Consider the following 20,310-nt stretch of genomic DNA (forward strand, 5'->3'; position numbering starts at 1 on the left):
CGACCCGCCCGCGCGGCGGGAGCAAGGCGAGCACCCGTCGCACCCGCCGGACGAGGGGCCGTGGTCGCGAGGCGAACTGTGACTCACGTAGCCTGCTTCGCATGGCTCGAGGAAACTGGACGTTCCTGTCGAACCACGGTCACGTCCTGGTGTGCCTGCACAAGGACCCGAACGCCCGGACGCGTGACGTGGCCGCGGCGGTGGGGATCACCGAGCGCGCCGTGCAGCTGATCGTGCGCGACCTGGTCGAGCAGGGTTACCTGCTCAAGGAGAAGGTCGGCCGGCGCAACCAGTACGGCGTGGTGCGGAACGCCCACTTCCGCCACGACCTGGAGGCGGACGTCAGGGTCGGAGAATTCCTTGACCTGGTGTCCGCCCGCATCGGAGCGACCTCGGAGCCCCGGCCGGGGCCCGACCAGGCCTAGGTCCCCGGGCTGGGCGGCGACTCCTGCAGGCGCCGGTCGGGCTCTTCCGGGTCCCTGGTGCGGTACAGGCTCAGGCCGACCGAGACGACGAGGCACAGGGCGATCACGGTGAGGGAGAGCCAGATCGGGACCTTGTAGACGTCGAGGAGCAGCATCTTGACGCCGACGAACACCAGGATCGCTGCCAGGCCGGCCTTGAGGTAGACGAAGCGGTCGATGAGGTCGGCGAGCAGGAAGTACATCGCGCGCAGCCCCAGGATGGCGAAGGCGTTGCTGGTGAAGACCAGGAACGGGTCCTGGGTGACGGCGAAGATCGCGGGGATGGAGTCGACGGCGAAGATGATGTCGGTGGTCTCGACCATGACCAGGACGAAGAACAGCGGGGTGGCGACCCACGCGCCGGCCTCCTTCACCCAGAACTTCTGGCCGTGGTACTCGTCGGTCGAGGGGACCCGCTTCCTGACCCAGGCCAGGACCCGGTTGCGGGAGAGGTCCATCTCGTCGTTGCGGTGGGTGAACATCTTCCACCCGGTGACGACGAGGAACGCGCCGAAGAGGTACAGGATCCACGCGAAGCTGCTGATCAGGACCGACCCGGCGGCGATGAAGACGGCCCGGAAGACCAGGGCGCCGAGGACGCCGTAGAACAGCACCCGGTGCTGGTACTCACGGGGCACCGCGAAGTAGGTGAAGATCAGCGCGAAGACGAAGACGTTGTCGACCGCGAGACTCTTCTCGATCAGGTAGCCGGCGTAGTACTCGCCGCCCGCCTCGGCGCCGTAGGCCCACCAGACGATGCCGCCGAAGCCCAGTCCGAGGGAGACCCAGACCGCCGACCACACCGCTGCCTCCTTGACGGAGACCACGTGGGCGGTGCGGTGCGCGAACAGGTCGACCGCGAGCATCGCGAGGATGACCGCGACGACGGCGGCCCAGGCCCAGAACGGGACGTCCATGACGATTCCTCCAACTGCCCGCAGGGGACGGGCTCATCGGAGGTCTCCCCCACCGCCTCCCGCTGCGTGGCGCCGCGGGTCGACGGCCGGCGCTCCGGGCTGGGCCGTCCAGCCGGACTGACGGAGGCGCCGTGGGTGGGGTACTCCCCTCGTGCGCTATAGTATTCACGAAGTCAAGTTCATATGTCAACGAAGGGGAGTCACTGTGACCACGTCGGACAGTGCCGGGGCCGTCGCGGCCCCCCGGCTGGCTGTGCTGCGACGCGACAACGTCGTCGCCGGCCTGCTGCACCTCGCGCAGGCGCTCGCGGTGCTCCTCCTCGCCACCAGCTTCGCCCTCCCGGTGACCGCGTCCTACCTCGAGGGTCCGCCGGGCACCCCCGCGTCGGCGCCCCAGACCCTGTTCGAGATCCCCACCGGCGCCGCTGTCGCCGCGTTCCTGGCGCTCTCGGCGCTGGCGCACGCCCTGGTGAGCACCGTGTGGTGGCGCGGCTACTCCGATGACCTGGCGCGTGGCCGCAACCGCGCGCGGTGGGTCGAGTACTCCATGTCGGCCTCGCTGATGATCGTCCTCATCGCCCAGCTGGTCGGCATCGCCGACATCGCTGCCCTGCTCGCCCTGTTCGGGGTCAACGCGGCCATGATCCTCTTCGGGTGGCTCCAGGAGCACTACGAGCAGCCGGGCAGTGGCGGCTGGCTGCCCTTCGTCTTCGGCTGCCTGGCCGGGGTGGTGCCCTGGTTGGCGATCGGCATCTACCTGCTGTCGCTCGGCTCGGCGTCGGCGACCGAGGCGCCGGGCTTCGTCTATGCGATCTTCGTGTCCCTGTTCGTGTTCTTCAACGTCTTCGCCCTCAACCAGTGGCTGCAGTACCGCGCCGTCGGACCGTGGCGCGACTACCTGTTCGGCGAGCGCGCCTACATCGGGCTCAGCCTCGTCGCGAAGTCCGCACTGGCGTGGCAGGTCTTCGCCGGCACCCTGGCGAGCTGATCCGGCCGTGCGCAACAAGTTCACAGGGGTCGGCGGGACCCGGTACCGGCCGGTCCGCAAGGTCAAGGTGGTCTTCTCGGGGCTCCGCTTCGCGGTCCGCCACGACTTCGCCGTCGCCTACAAGCTCGTGGTCTCGGTGGTCCTGGTGGCGGGTGCGGCCGCGCTGCAGCAGTGGGTGGACTTCGTGGTCATCCTCCTGGCCACCGGGCTGGTGCTCACCGCCGAGCTGCTCAACAGCGCGCTGGAGGCGCTCTGCGACCACGTCGAGACCGGGCACCACGAGCAGATCGGCATCGTCAAGGACGTCGCGGCCGCCGCTGTGGGCATCAGCATCATCGTCTGGGTCGCCACGATCACCTTCGAGTGCGTGCGGCTGGTCAGCGTGCTGTGATGGACCCTCCCGCCCCTTGACACGCGTCACTGATTACAGGAAACTAGTTTCGTAGGTGGAGGGGAGTAACCCTCGACGGCTCGTCGTCAGTACGGCCCGCCCGATGCGGGCCCGGGGAGCCGGGGTGGACCGACAGGTGCGGGCCCGCCCGGGTGAGACCTCCGGATCGGACCGCCCCGCGGTCCAGGACCGGAGCCCTGGCGTGAGCTCATCCCCCCACCGTTCCCGTTCCCGATCCCGCTCTCCTCCGGGTCCCGCGTCGTCCTGTCCTGATCACCCCGAGACGAACCCGGAGACCCCGCATGAGCACCACCCTGCACAACCTCGACCACCTCAACGCCCGACACGTCGCAGACCTGGTGCAGTCGGCCGCCTGGCCGTGCGTCACCCTGCTGATGGACACCACCCCGGCTGAGCGGATGAGCCACGCCGACCGCGCCCGCCTGGACCAGCTGGTCGCCGACGCCGAGCACCAGCTGTCCGCCCGGGGAGCCATCGGCGCCGGGAACATCACGGCGCAGCTGCGTGCCCTGGTCAACGACGCCGCCCGGCGGCCCACCGGTCGTGGCCTGGCCATCCTGGTCAGCCGCACCGTCCAGCGCAGCTACCGGCTCCCCGAGCCCGTCTCGCCCGTGGTGGTGGTGGAGGAGACCTTCCGGACCCGGGAGCTCCTCCACACCCTGCACCGCACCCCGCCCCACCTGCTCCTGGTGCTCCACCCGACCTGCGCCCAGCTCTACCGTGTGTACGCCGACACGCTGACGCCGCACACGGAGGACGGGTTCCCGGTGCAGCTCGCCGCACCCGCACGAGGACAGCTGCAGGGAGGAGAGGACCTGCGCGACACTCACCTGACCACCGTCGAGCGCTGCCTGGCCCGGGCCAGGAGACGCCACCCGGCGCCCATCATCGTGGCGGGGGACTCCGACCAGGTCGGCACGCTCCTGCGGCGCAGCCGGCACCTCCACCGGCTCGCCGGCGTGCTCACCGGCCCCGAGGTCGCCGCCCCGGGCGAGCTCTACCTGGCTGCCAAGGCCTCCCTGGAGGAGTACCTGCTCGCCCGGCAGGAGGAAGCCCTCCTCCTGCTGGAGTCGGCACGCCGGGAACGGCCGGACGACGTCCACTGCGGCATCGACGCCGCGTGGTCGCAGATGGCCGGCAACGCGACGCCGGTCATGCTGCTGGTCGAGGAGGGCTTCCAGTTCCCGGCGGTCGTCTCGGGTGACGGCGTGCACCGACTCGACTGGTTCCGTGGCCCGGAGGCCGTGCCGGCCGGTGCGCACACCGACCTGGTCGACGACCTGATCGAGCTCGTCATCGATCGCGGTGGCTGGGTCGCCTTCGCCAGCGACGGCACCCTCCGGGCAGAGGAACGCGTGGCCCTGGTGGTCAGGAGCGAGTGAGGCCCGCACCACACCGGGAAGCGGTCGCCGGCCCCGGAACGCTCCGCGGCCGGCTGGGCACGAGGGGGTACGGGCAGGCCCGCGGCGTGCGTGGCAGGAGGGCATCGTCCTTCCACTGCGACCCCGACGTGCCGCCGATCCCGCCGCACGCCACACTCGAGCAGTGGACCGACATGGCCGCGGCGCTGGTCAAGGGCGACGCGAGCCGCTGGGGCGTGATCGAGCAGGGTCTGCGCACCAAGGCCCAGGAGCTGCTCCCGGGCGGGGGTGTGTGACCAAGACCGGTCCAAATGGGGAGGCCCTCGCGTGGGGGTGCGGCCTAGTCTGTGGTGCGAGGGACGTGCGCGGCCTGCACCCAGGCTGCCTCGGGGCCGTCCACAGGGTCGCTTCCGGGTCATCCCGGAGGCGGGACGATGACGACGGTGGTTCGCTGGTCCGAGGCACAATCGGGGGGGAGGACGTATGACGTTGGAGGTGACGGACACCCGCGGGAGTCTCCGCGGGCGTTACGCGCTGGTCGGGGTGATGGCCGGAGCTGCCCGCGAGGCGCTGCTGGTGGCGGCGGTCTTCATGCTCTACCGGATGGTCCGGGCGCTGGTGCGCGGCGAGGAGATCGGTGCGGTGCACCACGCCGTGCTGGTGCGGCAGTGGGAGAGCATGCTGCACCTTCCCTCGGAGGCCACGGTGCAGCAGCTGGTCGGTTCCGAGTCCGTCCTGCACGCGATGAACCTCTACTACTGCAGCGTCCACTTCCCGCTGACGATCGCCTTCCTGCTGTGGGGCTTCTGGCTGCGGCCGCGCGTCGAGTACGTCTGGGCGCGCAACCTGCTGGTGCTGGTTACCGGTGCCGCGCTGGTCGGGCACGTCACCTTCCCGCTCGCACCCCCGCGGCTCTTCCCGCAGTGGGGCTTCACCGACACGATGGCCACGATCGGCCCCTCGGCGTACGACGGCGCGAGCGGCGGCATGGCCAACCAGATCGCGGCGATGCCGAGCCTCCACGTCGGCTGGGCGCTGGTGATCGCCTACGTCGTGTGGCGCACCGGCCCGCGCTGGCTCGCGGCCCTGGCCGTGCTGCACGTGGTGCTCACCGTGGCCGTGGTCGTGGTGACCGCCAACCACTGGTGGCTCGACGGCATCGTCGCCGGCCTCCTGGTGCTCGCCGCCGCGCAGGTGCTGCGCCCGTGGGCGCCGCCGAAGCGCCCGCAGCGGCGGGTCGTCTCGGTGGCCGAGGGCGGCGCCGGCGCCATCGTCGGGCTGCTCACCCCTCGCCGTCCCCCTCGATGACCACGACCTCGAAGTGCTCGTCGAGGCGGACGTCCACGGTGTCGCCGTCCGGCTTCGTCACCTCGACCTCGTAGGTCGCGCCGTTCTCGCTGTCGGTCTCGACGCTGTTCGCGGTGCCGCCGTCGGTGGCCGCCAGCGCCGCGTCGACCGCCTTCTGCCGCTGCCCCTCGGTGTACTGGTGGCTCAGCGGCCCGTCGTCCCCGCCGTCCGTGGCGACGGCGACGCCGCCGGCGGTCAGGGCGGCCGTCGCGGCGACGCCGCCGGCCACCAAGATCGTGCGCCTGCGCATCCCGGGCTCCTCTCGTCGGATACCTCCAGCCTGCCGGTGCCCCGCTGAACCCAGCCTGAACGCCCCGGGCGTCGCGGCGGCAGCTTCAGCCGGTCTTCAGGCCGCCTTCAGCCCGGAGGTGCCACGCTGGCGGCGTGCGGATCCTGCTGGTGGAGGACGACAAGCAGCTCGCGGCCACGCTGCGGCGCGGCCTCGAGGGGGAGGGGTACGCCGTCGACGTCGCCCTCGACGGCGGCGAGGGCGCGTGGCTGGCGCAGGAGAACGAGTACGACGCGATGGTCGTCGACGTGATGCTGCCGGTGCTGACGGGCGACGCGCTCTGCGCCCGCCTGCGCGAGGCGGGCGACTGGACCCCGATCCTGATGCTGACCGCGCGCTCGGGTCCGCAGGAGGAGGCCCGCGCGCTCGACACCGGGGCCGACGACTTCCTCGCCAAGCCGTTCTCGTTCATGGTGCTCACCGCCCGGCTGCGGGCGCTGGTCCGCCGGGGCCGCACCGAACGCCCGGCGGCGCTCGAGGTCGGCGACCTGCGCCTCGACCCGGCGGCACACACCGTGCACCGCGGTCAGGTGCCCGTGGCGCTCACCCCGCGTCAGTTCTCCCTGCTCGAGCTGCTGATGCGGCGCGCGGGGGAGCCGGTGCCGAAGTCCACGATCCTCGAGCACGTGTGGGACTTCGCCTACGAGGGTGCCCCGAACATCGTCGAGGTGTACGTGAGCCAGCTGCGCCGGCAGATCGACGAGCCCTTTGGGCGCCACAGCCTGCAGACGCTGCGCATGGTCGGCTACCGGGTCGTCGACGACCGGGTGCCGGGATGAGGCTGTCGCTGCGGGCCCGGGCGACGCTGGCGGCGGTCCTGCTGTTCGGGGCGACCCTGGCGGTCGCCTCGGCGCTGCTGGTCTCGACGCTCGAGCGACACCTCACCGCAGCCTCCGACGAGCTGGCCCGGGCGCGGATCCACGACCTGCTCGTGCAGGCCGGGAGCGGCGAGCTCCCGGCCACGCTGCGCAACGTCGACGACGACGGCGTCGCGCAGGTCGTCGACGGGCAGGGACGGGTGGTCGCCGCCTCCGCCAACATCGCGGGCGCGGGCCGGGTGTCGGACCTCGACCCCGGTGCGTCGTACGTCGTGCGCACCGTGCGCGGACCCGACGACGACGAGACCGAGACCTACCGGCTCTGGGCGGCCGCGACCGCGACGCCCGGCGGCCGGGTCACGGTCTACCTCGGCAACAGCCTCGAGGCGGTCGACGAGGCCTCCGCGGCGCTGAGACGTGCGCTGTGGGTCGGCGTCCCCCTGGTGACCCTCGTGCTCGGCCTGGCCACCTGGCTCGTGCTCGGACGGGCGCTGGGCCGGCTCGACCGGATCCGGGCCGAGGTCGACGACATCACCGAGGAGCGGCTCGACCGGCGGGTCGACGGCGACGGCGTCCCTGACGAGGTGGGCCGTCTCGCGGCCACGATGAACGCGATGCTCGCCCGGCTCGAGGATGCCGCGCAGCGGCAGCGCGACCTCGTCGCGGACGTCTCCCACGACCTGCAGGGCCCGCTGGCCACGCAGCGGGTGGCGCTCGAGCTCGCCCTGGCCGACCCCGGGCGGATCGACGCCGACCGCCTGCGCGCGGAGGTGCTCGGCGCGACCGGCCAGCTCGAGCGACTCGTCGGCGACCTGCTCGTGCTGGCCGCCGCCGACGACGGGGTGCCCGCCCGGCCGGTCCCGCTCGACCTCGACGTGCTGGTGCTGGAGGAGGCCCGCCGGGCCCGGGCCGGGGCGACGGTGGAGGTCGACACCGCCGAGGTCTCGGCGGCCCCGGTCGCCGCCGATCCCGACGAGCTGCGCCGCGTCGTGCGCAACCTGCTCGACAACGCCACCACCCACGCGGCGTCGCGGGTGGAGGTGGCGGTGCGCGTGGACGGTGACCGCGTGCGGCTGGACGTCCGCGACGACGGGCCGGGCGTGGCGACGGCGGACCGCGAGGTCGTCTTCGAGCGGTTCCACCGGGGTGACCCCGCCCGGTCGCGCGGGACGGGCAGCGGGCTGGGCCTGGCGATCGTGCGCTCCCTCGTGCAGCGCGCCGGCGGGGTCGTCGAGCTGCTGCCCGACGACCCCGACCGGCCCGGTGCCCGCTTCCGCGTGGAGCTGCCGAGGCTCAGGGGCGGTGGAACCTGACCAGCTCGTAGCGCTCGTGGCCGCCGGACAGGTCGCGCTCCATCACGATGCCGACGCCGCGCACGTAGAGCTTGGTCGACACCACGCGGGGCTCGAGCCGCGTCCACTCCAGCGTCCGCAGCCCGTGCTGCGTCGACACCGCCGGCGTGCTGACGTCGACGCCGCGCTCGACGACCCAGGCCTGGTCCTCGGCGTTGCCGCGGTCGTACTCCTGGCGGAAGGCGTCGGTCACCCGCGGGTGCGCGGGCATGATGACGCCGGCGACCCCGCCGCCGCGGCCGGCCTCCCACGAGCCCTCCCGGTCGATGACGCTGCCGTCGCGCCGGTAGGTCGCGGTGGCCTCGCCGAAGTACCACACCCGTCCGCGCTCGTCCGCGGCGTACCAGTCGCGGGTGAGCTCGGCGATGCTGCCGTCGGCCCGGCGTACGACGTCGCGCACGACGCGCGTCCGCACTCCGGCGACGCGGCGGGTCCGGTGGGTGACGGTGGTCCGCTCATGGAGGCGGTGGCCCTCCTCGGTCCCGTGCAGCACCCAGCGGGTGCCCGGCCGGAGCGGGAACCAGGGGTTCGGGGTGCGGTCGCGGAACAGCGAGGGGTCGGGGCCGGACGGACGGGCGGCGACAGGACGGTCGGCCCCGGAGTGACGACCGGCCGCCTGGTCGCCGGCGGTCGCGGCGACCACGGGGGTGGCGACCGCGACGGCGGCGACGGCGGCGACGGCGGTGCGGGTGACGGTGTTCATCTCGGCTCCTCGGGTGGGTGACTCACCGCATCGTGCGTCCCCGCCGCTGAAGCCTCACTGAACGCCGACGACCTCCGGCTCGTCGAGGGGCACGAGCCGGCGCAGCAGCGACTCGCCCTCGACGTCGAGGCGCGGCAGCGCCCGGTCGAGCCAGCCCGGCAGCCACCACATGCGCTCCCCGACGATGGCCATCACCGCCGGCACGATCGTCATCCGCACCAGGAAGGCGTCGGCCAGGACGCCCACCGCGAGGGCGAAGCCGATGGTCTTGATGATCACGTCGTCGGTCAGGGCGAAGCCGGCGAAGACCCCGACCATGATCGCGGCCGCCGCGGTGACGACGCGGGCGCTGTGCTGGAAGCCGATCACGATCGCCTGCCGGGCGGGCGACCCGTGCACCCACGCCTCGCGCATGCGGGTGACCAGGAAGACCTCGTAGTCCATCGCGAGCCCGAACAGCACGCCGGTGAGGAGGATGGGCAGGATGAAGACGACCGGCGAGGTCCGGTCGACACCGAGCAGGCTGCTCGCCCAGCCCCACTGGAAGACCGCGACGGTGAGCCCGAGCGAGACGCCGACCGACAGCAGGAAGCCGAGCGCGGCCTTGAGCGGCACCAGCACCGAGCGGAACACCAGCACCAGCAGCAGGAACGCCAGCCCGACGACGATCGCGAGGTAGAGCGGGAAGACGTCCGCGAGCTCCTGGGCGACGTCCACGCCGACGGCGGTCTGGCCGGTGACCAGGGCGCGGGCGCCCGTCTGCGCGGGCAGTTCGGCGAGCCGCTCGCGGATCGTGTCCACGAGCTCCCGGGTCGCCTCGTCCGAGGGGTCGCTGTCGGGGACCACGGTGATGGTCGCGAGCTGGGTGGCGGCGAGCTGCTGCGCGAACGCCTGCTGGGCCTGCGGGTCGTCGCTGGTGACCGGCGGCACGACCGCGGCGACACCGGAGTCGATGGTGCCGAGCTGCTCGACCGCCGCCCCGACGGCAGCGGCGGGGTCGTCGGCGCCCTGCGTGTCGACGACCACGACGAGCGGGCCGTTGGCGCCGTCGCCGAAGTCCTCCGCGATCAGGTCGTACGCCGCGCGGCGGTCGCTCCCGGCCGGGGCGGCCGCGTCGTCGGGGATCGCGAGCTGCATCGAGGCCACCGGGACCGCGAGCACGGCGGCGACGAGCACGCCGCCGACGAGCGCGGCCCAGCGGTGGCGGGAGATGGCCTCGACCCAGCGCAGGCCGTTGGTGCGCTGGGCCTCGTCGCCCTCGGGGTCGCGGTCGCGCAGGAAGCGCAGGCGTCCGTCGGTGGCGTGGCGACCGGCGAAGCCGAGCAGGGCGGGCAGCAGCGTGAGCGCGATGACCACCGCGAGCGCGACCATGCCGGCGCCCGCCAGGCCCATCTGGGTGAGGAAGCCGATGCCGGTCACCGACAGCCCGGCGAGCGCGATCACGACGGTGAGACCCGCGAAGATGACCGCGGAGCCGGCCGTGCCGACCGCGACGCCGGCCGCCTCCTCACGGGAGCGCCCCTGCCGCACCTCGTGCTGGTAGCGGGACATGATGAACAGCGCGTAGTCGATGCCCACGGCGAGCCCGAGCATGGTGCCCAGGGCGGGCGTGGTGGAGCCGAGGTCGACGAAGCCGGTGAGGACGCTGATGCCCAGCGTGCCGACGCCCACCCCGACGAGGGCGGTGAGCAGGGGCATGCCGGCCGCGACCAGCGAGCCGAAGGTCAGCAGCAGCACCACGAGGGCGACCCCGACGCCGATCAGCTCGGCGGTGTGCGCCCCTGCCTCGGGTTGCACGGCGTCGCCGCCGACGGCGGCGGTGAGCCCGGCGTCCTGCGCCGTGGCGCGCGCCGCGTCGAGGGCGTCGTGGCTCGCCGCCGACACGTCGACGGACGGCACGTCGTAGGTGATCGTGGCGTAGCCGACCGACTGGTCGGGGGAGAGGGCGCCGGCGGTGAACGGGTCGACGACGCCGCTGACCTGTCCCGTGCGGGCGACCGCGAGCGCGTCCGTGACCGCCGCCCGGTGGGCGGGGTCGGTGAGCGCCTCGCCGTCGGGCGCCGCGAAGACGATGCGGGCCGTGGCCCCGTCGGGCGCGGCCTGCGGGACGCGCTCCTTGATCAGCGCGAAGGCATCGGTGGACTCGATGCCGGTGAGCTCGAAGTCGTCGTTGGTGGGTCCGCTGAGCGTCACCGCGCCGATCCCGACGAGCACGAGGAGGCCCACCCACGCGCCGGCGACCAGCCGGCGGTGGCGGAAGGACCAGCGGCCGAGTCGGAAGAGGTTCCATGCCATGCGGGCCAGCGTAGGCGGAAATGGTAGTCACTCCCAAAATGGCAGCCACTGTTAATCTCCTCCCATGGGTCTGCGGGAGGTCAACGCCGCACGCACGCGCGAGCTGATCCTCGACGCTGCGCTGCGCCTCTTCCTCGAGCGCGGCTACGACGCCACCCGGATGGAGGAGGTCGCCGAGGCCGCGGGTGTCGGGACGTCGACGCTCTACCGCTACTTCCCGACCAAGGACCTGCTGGTGCTCGAGCCGCTGGCGCTGCGCGGGCAGATGGCCACCGAGCTGCGCGGCCGGCCGGCCGGGGAGCCGCTCGACGTGGCGCTCGGGCACGCCGTCGTCGCGCTGCTCGCCACCCCGCGGGCCGGCGTGGAGCGGCTGCGCCAGCTGACGACGGTCGTCGAGGGGGCCGAGACCCTGCAGGTGCGCCTGATGGAGGAGTTCCGCCGCGAACGCGCCGGTCTCGAGGCTGCCGTGGCGCAGCGGCTGGGCCGCCCCCCCGACGACCTGTACTGCGTCGCGACGGCGCGGCTGGCCACGCTGGTGCTCGAGCTGGTGAGCGACCGGCTGGGCTCGCTGCCCGACGACCCCGCAGCCGCCGAGCAGCAGCTGCTGGCCCTCACCCGCGAGGTGATGGCCGGCCTGCAGGCCGAGCCGCCGGTGCTGCCCCGCTACGAGGGCTGAGGCCGCTTCCCGGGCCTGCGCGCCCCGGGCGGGTCGGTGCGGAGCGCAGCCAGCCCGGTCTCGACCCAGGTGGCCAGGTCGTCGTCGGAGGCGACCAGCCCGGCGGGCACGACCGCCATGCTGCGCATCACCCGGCCGGTCATGTCCATCTCGTGGGCCCCGCGCTCCATCGCCGCCGCGAACCCGGCCTTGCCGACGCGCACCAGCAGGTCGTCGCCGACGCACCCGCACGGCATGCCGGCGCCCGTCACGAAGGCCAGGCCCCCGAACATCCGCCGCTCCTCGAACGCCGGCTCGCGCGCGCCCAGCACCTCGCGGACCCGGGCGGCCAGCCCCTCGTCGTACGCCATGGGAGCAGCGTGCCCCACGCCGCCGACAGGCGGCGTCGCCCGCGCTGGGTACGGTCGGCGGCATGGGACGCACGATCGAGATCGAGACCCCCGACGGCCCGGCCGAGGCCTACCTCGCGCGCCCCGACGACGAGCCGCACCCGGGCGTGCTGCTCCACGTCGACGCGATCGGCCTGCGGCCCCAGATCGAGGCGATGGCCGACCGCATCGCGTCGTGGGGGTACGTCGTGCTGGCCCCGCACGTCTTCCACCGCGACGGCGCTGCCGCCGACCTCGCGCCCACCGCCGACCTGACCGTGCCCGCGAACCGGGCCGCCTTCTTCGAGGGTGCGATGGCGCGGGTGCGCGGGCTGACGCCGGAGCTGTCGGACGCCGACGCCACGCTCTGGCTGGCGGCGCTCGGAGAGCACGCGACCGCGCCGTTCGGCGTCACCGGCTACTGCTTCGGCGCCCGGCTGGCCACCCGCACCGCCTGCCTCCACCCCGACGTCGTGGCCGCCTGCGGCGGCTGGCACGGCGGGGGGCTCGCCACCGAGGACCCCGACAGCCCGCACCTCCTGCTCCCGCGGGCCCGGGCCGCCTTCGTCTACGGCCACGCCGACCAGGACCGGTCGAACCCGCCGGGGGCCGTGGCCCGGCTGGGGGAGGCGCTCACCGAGGCCGGGCTCGTGCACACCAACGAGGTCTTCGCCGGAGCGGCCCACGGCTACACGATGGCCGACTCCGCGCCGTACGACGAGGCGGCCGCCGAGCGCCACTACGTCGCGCTGCGCGACCTGCTCGACCGCACGCTGCGATGAGTTCCGCACGCCCGCCCGGTCGGCACCCACGACCATCCGTCCGCACCACCCCAGGGGGAACACCGTGAAGATGCTGCTCACGTCCGGAGGCGTCACCAACCCGAGCATCGAGGCCGCGCTGGTCGGGCTGCTGGGGAGGCCGGTGTCCGAGTGCGACGCGCTGTGCATCCCCACGGCGGAGTGGGGCCACCCCTACTGCAACCCGCAGAAGGCGTGGCAGTTCGTCACGGGCCGCCCGTCCAACCCCATGACCGGTCTCGGGTGGAAGTCGGTGGGGCTGCTCGAGCTCACCGCGCTGCCGACCGTGGAGCGCGAGCGGTGGGTGCCGTGGGTCCGCGACGCCGACGTGCTGCTCGTGGACGGCGGCGACGCGCTCTACCTGTGCCACTGGATGCGGGAGTCCGGGCTCGTCGACCTGCTGCCCGAGCTGACCGACACGGTCTGGGTCGGGATGAGCGCGGGCAGCATGGTGATGACGCCGCAGGTCGGCGAGGACTTCATCCAGTGGCGGCCGCCGTCGGGGGACCTCAGCACGCTGGGACTCGTGGACTTCTCGATCTGCCCCCACATGGCGGTCGAGGAGGGCGCCTGGGGCAACACCATGGCCGACGCCGAGGGCTGGGTCGCCGAGATCGACGGTCCGGCGTACGCCGTCGACGACCAGACGGCGTTCGTGGTCGTCGACGGCGAGGTCGAGGTCGTCTCCGAGGGCTTCTGGAAGCAGCTCCAGTAGCGCTGCTCAGGCCAGGCCGACGACCTGCCAGGCGAGCGCGCTGTGCCGGTACGCCGTGCGCAGCGAGCCCTGCTCGGCGGCGCCGACCAGCGCGTCCGGGTCGTGGAGATAGGTGCGGAAGGGGTTGCGGCGCAGGCGGAACGACAGGTTCTCGCCGGCGGTCAGCAGCCGGTTGAGCAGGTTGCCCGTCGGGTGGCTGAAGACGAGCAGCCGGGTGGCGTGCGCGGAGGCGGCGCCCAGCAGGCGCTCGTAGTCGGGGTAGCAGCACACCACGCGGTGCAGCACCACGATGTCGTGCGGCTCGACGGCGTCGGGTGCCCGGGCCAGGTCGAGCCGGAGCCGGGTCATCCGGTCGGCCATGCCGGCCTCGCGGGCCAGCGCCGCGGCGTCGGCCTCGTAGGAGTCGACCATCTCGAGGTTCGTGGTGCGGGCCGCTCCCCGCCGCAGCAGCTCGAGCTGGATGGCGCCCACGCCGCCACCGATCTCGAGGACGCTCGCGCCCTCCACGCCCTGCGCGGTGAGGAAGTCGACCATGAGGGTGGCCGTGCGGTCGAGCCCACGGGAGCGGTAGCGGCGCGCGAGCTTGCGGGAGAACCCGGCGCCGAACAGGCCGTCGTACCCCTCGGGCTCGCAGCAGCCGCTCATGCTCCGGAGTATCTCAGCCGCGCGGCAGGCGCACCACGAACCGGGTCGGACCCGCGGGCTGCGCGAGCAGCACGTCGCCACCGGCGCTGCGGGCGATCCGGCGGGCGAGCGCGAGGCCGAGACCCGACCCGCCCGCGCGCCGGGTGACGCCGGGGTCGAAGACGGTGTCGACGATCGCGGGGTCGACGCCCGGTCCGTCGTCCTCGATCCCGACCTCGACCCACGGTCCACCGGCGGCCGCGTCCACGCGGACGGCGGTACCGGTCGCGAGGGCGTTGGCGAGCACCGGAGCGAGCGTGCGCACGGCCAGGCTCGGCGGGAGCGTGGCGCGCAGGCCCGGGGCGACGAGCACCGTGACCCGGCCGGCCTCCGCGCCCACCGTGGCCAGCGACTCGGCGACGACGTCGGCGAGGAGCGCCGAGTCGTCGCGGCCGAAGGACTCCGAGCGGGCCAGCGTGAGCAGGCCGGTCACCGTGTCGCCCATGCGCAGCGCGGCGGAGCGGATCTCGGCGAGGTCCTCGCGCAGGTCGTCGGGCAGGTCGTCGCGGGCCAGGGCCAGCTCGGTCAGGCCGAGCACGCCGGTCAGGGGGGTCCGCACCTCGTGCGCGAGCTCGGAGGTGAGCCGCTGCTCGGAGCGGATCGCCACCGCCACCCGCTCGAGCAGCGAGTCGAGGGTGTGCCCCAGCATCGCGATCTCGTCGTCGGCCGGACCGAGGTCGAAGCGTCGCGAGAGGTCGTGCTCGCTCCAGTCGTCCGCGGTGCGGGCCATCTCCGCGACCGGCGCGAGGGCTCGCCGGGTGACCCACCCTGCCAGGGCCGCCGCGAGCAGCACCAGCAGCGCCCCCGCCGCCATGGTCGCCCACAGCACGTCGCCCTCGGTGCGCTCGTACGGCGACAGCCGCTCGGCGGCCACGACGACACCCGAGGCGCCGCCGGGCCGCTCGAAGGGCCGGGCCACCACCCGGTAGCTCTCGCTGATCTGCACGTGCTGCTCCGAGTCGACCTGCGCAAGGTCGGCATAGGTGCCCGCGAGCGACGGCGGCACCGAGCCGCCCACCGGCTGCCCCGCCTCGTCGTACACGACGGTGCCGGCGCCGAGCAGCGCGTCGGCGGTGACCGGCTCGCCGTCCGGGCCGGTGCGGGTGGCCGCCACGACGCCCGTCACCCGGCGGTCGAGCACGTCGTCGGCAGCAGTGCCGGTGCGGCGGTCGAGCACGACGTGCGCGGCGGAGATGATCACCAGCGCGCCCAGCGCCATCAGCCCCGCGGTGAACAGGACCATCCGCTGCCGGAGTGACCGGCGGGACGGGGCCGTCGGGGGCGCCGGCTCGCTCACCGGACGCGGTACCCGATGCCGCGGACGGTCTCGATGGTGACGTCGGCCTCGACCGACTCCAGCTTGCGGCGCAGCCGGCGCAGGAACGAGTCGAGCGTGTTGTCGCTGACCTGCGCGCCGTCGGGCCAGCCGGCGGCGACGACCGCGCGCCGGCGCACCACCTCGCCCGGCCGCGAGGTGATCGCGGCCAGCACCCGGAACTCGGTGGGTGTCAGGGCGGCCTCGCCGTGCGGTGTGCGGACGGCGTGGGTGACCGGGTCGAGCACCAGACCGCCGGCCTCCGGGGCCGGCCCGCCGGCGCCGCGACGGGCGAGCGCCTCCACGCGGGCGACGAGCTCCTTGACCTCGAACGGCTTGACGACGTAGTCGTCGCCGCCGGCCGCGAAGCCGGCGAGCCGCTCGTGCACCTCGCCGTACGCCGTCAGGAACAGGACCGGTGCCTGCTGACCGGCCGCGTGCAGGGCCTGGCAGACGTCACGGCCGTCGGAGTCGGGGAGCCCGACGTCCATCACCACGACGTCGAGGGGGCTGTCGGCACCGAAGAGGGTGAGGGCCTCGCGGCCGTCGTGCGCCAGGACGACCGCGTGGCCCGCACCCTCGAGAGCCCGGGAGAGGAGGCGGCGGACCGTCGGGTCGTCCTCGCAGACACCCACCCTCGCCATGCCGCCTCCCGCTGCCCGCCGCTCGCGCGGTCGGTGTCAGTCTCCCGTGGCGCTGTTGCTCGCGGCGTCTCCCCACGCCGACTTCGCACCGGAGTCACCGACGAGGTAGACCTGCACCGAGCTGGCCAGCGCCGCGACGACGGCGGCGGCGGCGATGACGTTGATCAGCGTCTTGTGCTCGTCGGGGTCACCCGACGCCGCGCGGCGGCGCTCCAGCCACACCAGGGCGAGCGAGAGCACCAGCAGCGCGAGCGCGAACCAGACCAGCATCTCGCCGAGCTCGGCGTGGTCGTACCCCGGATCGCCCACCATCTCCTCGAGTGACTCCCCGGTCGAGGTGGCCACGGGGCACAGCACCGTGGCGAGCGCAGCGGCGGCGACGACCAGGGGTCCGTACTTGAGCCGCCAGTCGCGCTTGACCGCGATCGCCAGCGTGCCGAGCGTGGCGAGCGGGAGCAGCACCACGACGGCGTGGACGACCAGGGGGTGGAGGGGGATGCCGTTGATCGTGTCGAACACTCGAGCACCTCGCAGGTGGGGGACAGGTCCCGCCCAGCGTGGTCCGGCGTACCTGACCACAACCTGACTGCGTGACCTGCCCCCGAGGTGCCCGGCGTCAGGCGAGCTGCTCGAGCAGCGCGTCGTTGAAGGCCGGGAGGTCGTCGGGGTTGCGGCTGGTGACCAGGTTGCCGTCGACCACGACCTCCTCGTCGACCCACTCGGCGCCGGCGTTGCGCAGGTCGGTCCGCAGGCTCGGCCAGGAGGTCATCCGCCTGCCGCGCACCACGTCCGCCTCGGCGAGGGTCCACGGCGCGTGGCAGATCGCGGCCACCGGCCTGTCCGACTCCACGAACGCCCGGATGAACGCCACGGCGTCCTCGTCGAGGCGCAGCGCGTCGGGGTTGGCCACGCCGCCGGGCAGCACCAGCGCGTCGTACGACGCGACGTCGGCGTCGGCGACCTGCTGGTCGACGTCGAAGGTGTCGGCCCTGTCGAGGTGGTGGAAGGCCTGCACCTGGCCCGCCCGGGTGGAGAGCAGCCGCGGCGTGCCGCCGGCCTTCTCGACCGCGGCCCAGGGCTCGGTCAGCTCCACCTGCTCGATGCCCTCGGGGGCCACGAGGAAGGCGATGGTCTTGCCGTTGAGGTCGGTCATGGGTTGCTCCTTCGTCCGGTTGGTCGTCGGGTTGGTCGTCCGGTTGGTCGTCCGGTTGTCCGTGGGTCAGCCCGGGGTACCCGGGACCCGGTCGGCCATGCCGGAGACCGCCCGCCGCAGGGCCTCGTCGAGCCGCGAGCACAGGTCGGCGGGGTCGTCGAAGATCGCGACCGCTCCGGCGCGCAGGAGCTCGTCGGGACCGGTGCCGCCGCAGCGCAGCCCGATCGTCGGGATGTGGCGGGCCGCGGCGGAGCGCACGTCCCACACGGCGTCCCCGATCATCACGGCCGGGCCGCCGCCCACCCGCGCCACGGCCTCGTCGAGCAGGTCCGGGGCCGGCTTCGACTCCTCGGCGTCCTCGGCCGTGGTCCAGGCGTCCGCGACCTCCTCGGCCTCGAGGAGGTCGAGCGCGTGCTGGGCGTGCCGCGGGATCGCGCTGCTGGCCAGCACCACCCGCAACCCGCGGTCGCGCAGGCCCTGGAGCAGGCGGCCGGCTCCGGTGAAGAGCCCGGTCTCGCCGATGATCGCGTCGTACTCGTGCTCCCACTGCTCGCGCACCGAGTCGCCGACCTGCGCCTCCACCTCGTCGCCGGCGACGGCCGCGACCAGGCGGTCGCCGCCCATCCCCAGCGCCCGGTGCACCCGCCACACCGGCACCGGCACCGCGTGCTCGCGGAAGGCCCGCGACCACGCGATCGCATGGTGGTAGTTCGAGTCGAGCAGGGTCCCGTCGATGTCGAGCACGGCCACGTCCAGGGCATTCATGCGGCGTGGTACCCCGCGCCCTCGTCCCTACGACGTCCTCACGAGGTCCGGCACCGTGGCATGCGCCACCCGGCGCCGGGTACGCCGACGAGGACCGGACCGATCTGGAGGTGGGGACCGTGCCCCAGGAGCAGTGGAGCGCGAAGCGCGAGCGGCAGTACGAGCACATCAAGGACGGCCTCGAGGAGCGAGGTCGCGACGAGGACACCGCGCAGGAGATCGCGGCCCGCACCGTCAACAAGGAGCGGGCGCGCGCCGGTGAGGCCCGGCAGGCCAGCCGGACCTCGACCGACGACATCTCGTCGTCGCGTCGCGGCGGCCTGCGCTCGCACCGCGGGGCCGGCGGGCGCACCCGCGACCAGCTCTACGAGGAGGCCCGCCGCAAGAACATCCGGGGCCGGTCCTCCATGACCAAGAAGGAGCTCGAGCAGGCGCTGGAGCGGTGACGTCCCGGCTCGCTAGCCTGCCGGGATGACGCCGGAGGAGCTCGCCCACGAGATCGCACAGCGCTCCGCGCAGGCCATGTGGGCCGGTGACCGCGCCAGCCGGGCGCTGGGCATGGCCATCGAGGCCGTCGCCCCGGGCCGCGCGACCCTGCGGATGACCGTGCGCGACGACATGCTCAACGGCCACGAGATGGGGCACGGCGGGATCACCTTCACCCTCGCCGACTCGGCGTTCGCCTTCGCCTGCAACACCTACAACCGCCGCACGGTGGCAGCCGGCGCCGAGGTGCGCTTCCGGGCGCCGACGCGGCACGGCGACGAGCTGGTCGCGGAGGCGGTGGAGCGCAGCCGCGACGAGCGCGGCGGGGTGTACGACGTCACGGTCACCGCCGGCGACCGGCTGGTGGCGACGTTCGTGGGCCACGCCCGCGAGATCGGCGGCGCCTTCTGGGAGTGGCCCCGGTGACCGGTGAGGTCCCCGACCTCGACCGCGGGGAGCTCGAGGCGCTCCAGCTCGAGCGGCTGCGGGCGACCGTGCGGCACGCCGCGCGGGTGCCGCACTACCGCCGGGCCCTCGGCGACGCGGGCGTCACGGCTGACGACATCGGGTCCCTCGACGACGTGCGCCGCCTGCCGTTCACCACGAAGGCCGACCTGCGCGACAACTACCCGTTCGGGATGTTCGCCGTGCCGCGCGAGCAGGTGGCCCGCGTGCACGCCAGCAGCGGCACCACCGGCAAGCCGACCGTCGTGGGCTACACCGCCGACGACCTGGCCACCTGGTCGGAGCTGATGGCGCGCTCCATCCGCGCCGCCGGCGGCCGGCGGGCGACGTCGTCCACGTCGCGTACGGCTACGGCCTCTTCACCGGCGGGCTCGGCGCCCACTACGGCGCCGAGCACCTCGGCTGCACGGTCGTGCCGGTCAGCGGCGGCATGACCGAGCGCCAGGTGCAGCTGATCCTCGACTTCGCCCCGCGCGTGATCATGGTGACGCCGTCGTACTTCCTCGCGATCCTCGACGAGCTGGAGGCGCAGGGCGTCGACCCGCGCTCCACCTCCCTCGAGGTCGGCATCTTCGGCGCCGAGCCGTGGACCGACGAGATGCGCCGCGCCGTCGAGCAGCGGTCGGGGATCCGGGCGGTCGACATCTACGGGCTCTCGGAGGTGATGGGTCCCGGCGTCTCCCAGGAGTCCGGCGAGACCCAGGACGGCCTGCACATCTGGGAGGACCACTTCCTCCCCGAGGTGGTCGACCCGGTCAGCCTCGAGCCGGTGCCGGACGGCGAGGAGGGCGAGCTGGTCTTCACCTCGCTGACCAAGCAGGCGATGCCGGTGCTGCGCTACCGCACCCGCGACCTGACCCGCCTGCTCCCGGGCACGGCGTACCCCGCCTTCCGCCGGATGGCCAAGGTCGCCGGCCGCACCGACGACCTGATGATCGTGCGCGGCGTCAACGTCTTCCCCAGCCAGGTGGAGGAGCAGATCCTCGCCGTGGAGGGCCTGACGCCCCACTACCTCTGCGTGCTCACCCGCCCCGGCAACCTCGACGAGCTGACCGTGCAGGTGGAGGCGGCCGGCGACGGCTGGGACGACGGGCTCGCCGGGCAGCTGGCGCACCGGATCAAGGCGCGGATCGGCGTCACGGCGAGCGTCGAGGTCGTGGCGCCCCACGCCCTCGAGCGCTCGCTCGGCAAGGCCAAGCGGATCAGCGACCGCCGCCACCTCCGCTAGGTGTTCTGACCACGGACGTTAGGTACGGCGGGTCGGCTGGACCGTGACGAAGACCCCCGGGTGAG

At 73.7% G+C, this 20,310-nt stretch carries 26 protein-coding genes; 15 read left to right on the forward strand and 11 right to left on the reverse strand.

The window, feature by feature from the left end:
• The first annotated feature begins 101 nt into the window (after positions 1 to 101).
• The gene (locus ACFPGP_RS05595) at positions 102 to 425 is read left to right on the forward strand and encodes a helix-turn-helix transcriptional regulator (protein ID WP_378587994.1); all 324 of its coding nucleotides are present in this window, start codon (positions 102 to 104) and stop codon (positions 423 to 425) included.
• Here the strand turns inward: ACFPGP_RS05595 and ACFPGP_RS05600 are convergent.
• A complete protein-coding gene (locus tag ACFPGP_RS05600) occupies positions 422 to 1,381 on the reverse strand; it encodes a TerC family protein (protein WP_378587997.1) in 960 nt (319 codons plus the stop codon). The two genes, ACFPGP_RS05595 and ACFPGP_RS05600, sit on opposite strands and share 4 nt — an antisense overlap.
• Before the next feature lie 205 nt (positions 1,382 to 1,586).
• Here ACFPGP_RS05600 and heR point away from each other — a divergent pair, with 205 nt between their 5' ends.
• From heR to ACFPGP_RS05625, 5 genes are all read left to right on the forward strand, one after another.
• On the forward strand, positions 1,587 to 2,369 hold the full coding sequence (heR, locus tag ACFPGP_RS05605) for a heliorhodopsin HeR (protein WP_378588000.1): 783 nt from the start codon (positions 1,587 to 1,589) through the stop codon (positions 2,367 to 2,369).
• Positions 2,370 to 2,376: 7 nt separating this feature from the next.
• Positions 2,377 to 2,760, forward strand: a complete 384-nt coding sequence (locus ACFPGP_RS05610) for a diacylglycerol kinase (RefSeq protein WP_378588003.1) — start codon at positions 2,377 to 2,379, stop codon at positions 2,758 to 2,760.
• A gap of 302 nt (positions 2,761 to 3,062) precedes the next feature.
• Entirely contained in the window at positions 3,063 to 4,163 is a 1,101-nt protein-coding gene (locus ACFPGP_RS05615; protein WP_378588006.1) for a baeRF3 domain-containing protein, read from the forward strand.
• Between the two features lie 86 nt (positions 4,164 to 4,249).
• A complete protein-coding gene (locus ACFPGP_RS05620; RefSeq protein ID WP_378588008.1) occupies positions 4,250 to 4,438 on the forward strand; it encodes a hypothetical protein in 189 nt (62 codons plus the stop codon).
• A gap of 199 nt (positions 4,439 to 4,637) precedes the next feature.
• Positions 4,638 to 5,450 (forward strand): phosphatase PAP2 family protein, encoded by an 813-nt coding sequence (locus ACFPGP_RS05625; RefSeq protein WP_378588010.1) that lies wholly within the window; start codon positions 4,638 to 4,640, stop codon positions 5,448 to 5,450.
• Here ACFPGP_RS05625 and ACFPGP_RS05630 read toward each other — a convergent pair.
• Positions 5,425 to 5,739 carry a PepSY domain-containing protein gene (locus tag ACFPGP_RS05630; RefSeq protein WP_378588013.1) on the reverse strand — a complete coding sequence of 105 codons (315 nt, stop codon included), beginning with the start codon at positions 5,737 to 5,739 and terminating at the stop codon, positions 5,425 to 5,427. The two genes, ACFPGP_RS05625 and ACFPGP_RS05630, sit on opposite strands and share 26 nt — an antisense overlap.
• A gap of 134 nt (positions 5,740 to 5,873) precedes the next feature.
• Between ACFPGP_RS05630 and ACFPGP_RS05635 the strand changes: the two genes are divergently transcribed.
• Both ACFPGP_RS05635 and ACFPGP_RS05640 read left to right on the forward strand, forming a co-directional pair.
• Positions 5,874 to 6,557, forward strand: coding sequence for a response regulator transcription factor (locus ACFPGP_RS05635; RefSeq protein ID WP_378588016.1), 684 nt, complete (start codon positions 5,874 to 5,876; stop codon positions 6,555 to 6,557).
• Positions 6,554 to 7,909, forward strand: a complete 1,356-nt coding sequence (locus tag ACFPGP_RS05640; RefSeq protein ID WP_378588019.1) for an ATP-binding protein — start codon at positions 6,554 to 6,556, stop codon at positions 7,907 to 7,909. Before ACFPGP_RS05635 ends, ACFPGP_RS05640 begins: the two co-directional genes overlap by 4 nt.
• Here the strand turns inward: ACFPGP_RS05640 and ACFPGP_RS05645 are convergent.
• Both ACFPGP_RS05645 and ACFPGP_RS05650 read right to left on the reverse strand, forming a co-directional pair.
• Positions 7,890 to 8,651 carry a hypothetical protein gene (locus tag ACFPGP_RS05645; protein WP_378588022.1) on the reverse strand — a complete coding sequence of 254 codons (762 nt, stop codon included), beginning with the start codon at positions 8,649 to 8,651 and terminating at the stop codon, positions 7,890 to 7,892. The two genes, ACFPGP_RS05640 and ACFPGP_RS05645, sit on opposite strands and share 20 nt — an antisense overlap.
• A gap of 54 nt (positions 8,652 to 8,705) precedes the next feature.
• Entirely contained in the window at positions 8,706 to 10,946 is a 2,241-nt protein-coding gene (locus ACFPGP_RS05650) for an MMPL family transporter (protein ID WP_378588025.1), read from the reverse strand.
• Positions 10,947 to 11,010: 64 nt separating this feature from the next.
• On the opposite strand from ACFPGP_RS05650, the gene ACFPGP_RS05655 reads away from it, so the two are divergent.
• Positions 11,011 to 11,622 (forward strand): TetR/AcrR family transcriptional regulator, encoded by a 612-nt coding sequence (locus ACFPGP_RS05655; protein ID WP_378588028.1) that lies wholly within the window; start codon positions 11,011 to 11,013, stop codon positions 11,620 to 11,622.
• Here ACFPGP_RS05655 and ACFPGP_RS05660 read toward each other — a convergent pair.
• Positions 11,610 to 11,972, reverse strand: coding sequence for a TfoX/Sxy family protein (locus ACFPGP_RS05660; protein WP_378588031.1), 363 nt, complete (start codon positions 11,970 to 11,972; stop codon positions 11,610 to 11,612). The two genes, ACFPGP_RS05655 and ACFPGP_RS05660, sit on opposite strands and share 13 nt — an antisense overlap.
• 62 nt (positions 11,973 to 12,034) lie before the next feature.
• On the opposite strand from ACFPGP_RS05660, the gene ACFPGP_RS05665 reads away from it, so the two are divergent.
• Together ACFPGP_RS05665 and ACFPGP_RS05670 are read left to right on the forward strand one after the other, a co-directional pair.
• A complete protein-coding gene (locus tag ACFPGP_RS05665; protein ID WP_378588034.1) occupies positions 12,035 to 12,772 on the forward strand; it encodes a dienelactone hydrolase family protein in 738 nt (245 codons plus the stop codon).
• Positions 12,773 to 12,842: 70 nt separating this feature from the next.
• A complete protein-coding gene (locus ACFPGP_RS05670; protein WP_378588112.1) occupies positions 12,843 to 13,505 on the forward strand; it encodes a Type 1 glutamine amidotransferase-like domain-containing protein in 663 nt (220 codons plus the stop codon).
• Between the two features lie 6 nt (positions 13,506 to 13,511).
• Here ACFPGP_RS05670 and ACFPGP_RS05675 read toward each other — a convergent pair whose 3' ends face one another.
• The 6 genes from ACFPGP_RS05675 to ACFPGP_RS05700 form a co-directional block, all read right to left on the reverse strand.
• On the reverse strand, positions 13,512 to 14,150 hold the full coding sequence (locus ACFPGP_RS05675; protein WP_378588037.1) for an SAM-dependent methyltransferase: 639 nt from the start codon (positions 14,148 to 14,150) through the stop codon (positions 13,512 to 13,514).
• Positions 14,151 to 14,163: 13 nt separating this feature from the next.
• Entirely contained in the window at positions 14,164 to 15,432 is a 1,269-nt protein-coding gene (locus tag ACFPGP_RS05680) for a sensor histidine kinase (protein WP_378588040.1), read from the reverse strand.
• Positions 15,433 to 15,482: 50 nt separating this feature from the next.
• The gene (locus ACFPGP_RS05685; RefSeq protein ID WP_378588043.1) at positions 15,483 to 16,148 is read right to left on the reverse strand and encodes a response regulator transcription factor; all 666 of its coding nucleotides are present in this window, start codon (positions 16,146 to 16,148) and stop codon (positions 15,483 to 15,485) included.
• A 36-nt stretch (positions 16,149 to 16,184) separates the two neighbouring features.
• On the reverse strand, positions 16,185 to 16,667 hold the full coding sequence (locus tag ACFPGP_RS05690) for a DUF2231 domain-containing protein (protein ID WP_378588045.1): 483 nt from the start codon (positions 16,665 to 16,667) through the stop codon (positions 16,185 to 16,187).
• A gap of 97 nt (positions 16,668 to 16,764) precedes the next feature.
• Positions 16,765 to 17,301, reverse strand: a complete 537-nt coding sequence (locus tag ACFPGP_RS05695; RefSeq protein ID WP_378588048.1) for a type 1 glutamine amidotransferase domain-containing protein — start codon at positions 17,299 to 17,301, stop codon at positions 16,765 to 16,767.
• Between the two features lie 66 nt (positions 17,302 to 17,367).
• Positions 17,368 to 18,066 (reverse strand): HAD family hydrolase, encoded by a 699-nt coding sequence (locus ACFPGP_RS05700; RefSeq protein ID WP_378588050.1) that lies wholly within the window; start codon positions 18,064 to 18,066, stop codon positions 17,368 to 17,370.
• Between the two features lie 119 nt (positions 18,067 to 18,185).
• On the opposite strand from ACFPGP_RS05700, the gene ACFPGP_RS05705 reads away from it, so the two are divergent.
• Genes ACFPGP_RS05705 through ACFPGP_RS05720 form a run of 4 tightly spaced genes read left to right on the forward strand, consistent with a single transcriptional unit; the run spans position 18,186 to position 20,245 of the window.
• A complete protein-coding gene (locus tag ACFPGP_RS05705; protein WP_378588053.1) occupies positions 18,186 to 18,512 on the forward strand; it encodes a plasmid stabilization protein in 327 nt (108 codons plus the stop codon).
• A gap of 25 nt (positions 18,513 to 18,537) precedes the next feature.
• Positions 18,538 to 18,978: a hydroxyphenylacetyl-CoA thioesterase PaaI gene (paaI, locus tag ACFPGP_RS05710; RefSeq protein WP_378588056.1), complete on the forward strand. Its 441-nt coding sequence runs from the start codon at positions 18,538 to 18,540 to the stop codon at positions 18,976 to 18,978.
• On the forward strand, positions 18,975 to 19,451 hold the full coding sequence (locus ACFPGP_RS05715) for a phenylacetate--CoA ligase family protein (protein WP_378588059.1): 477 nt from the start codon (positions 18,975 to 18,977) through the stop codon (positions 19,449 to 19,451). Before paaI ends, ACFPGP_RS05715 begins: the two co-directional genes overlap by 4 nt.
• The gene (locus tag ACFPGP_RS05720; protein WP_378588062.1) at positions 19,430 to 20,245 is read left to right on the forward strand and encodes an AMP-binding protein; all 816 of its coding nucleotides are present in this window, start codon (positions 19,430 to 19,432) and stop codon (positions 20,243 to 20,245) included. The genes ACFPGP_RS05715 and ACFPGP_RS05720 overlap by 22 nt, the downstream gene beginning before the upstream one ends.
• The last annotated feature ends 65 nt before the right edge of the window (positions 20,246 to 20,310 follow it).

It is taken from the genome of Nocardioides taihuensis (genome assembly GCF_042657275.1).
GTDB lineage: Bacteria > Actinomycetota > Actinomycetes > Propionibacteriales > Nocardioidaceae > Nocardioides > Nocardioides taihuensis.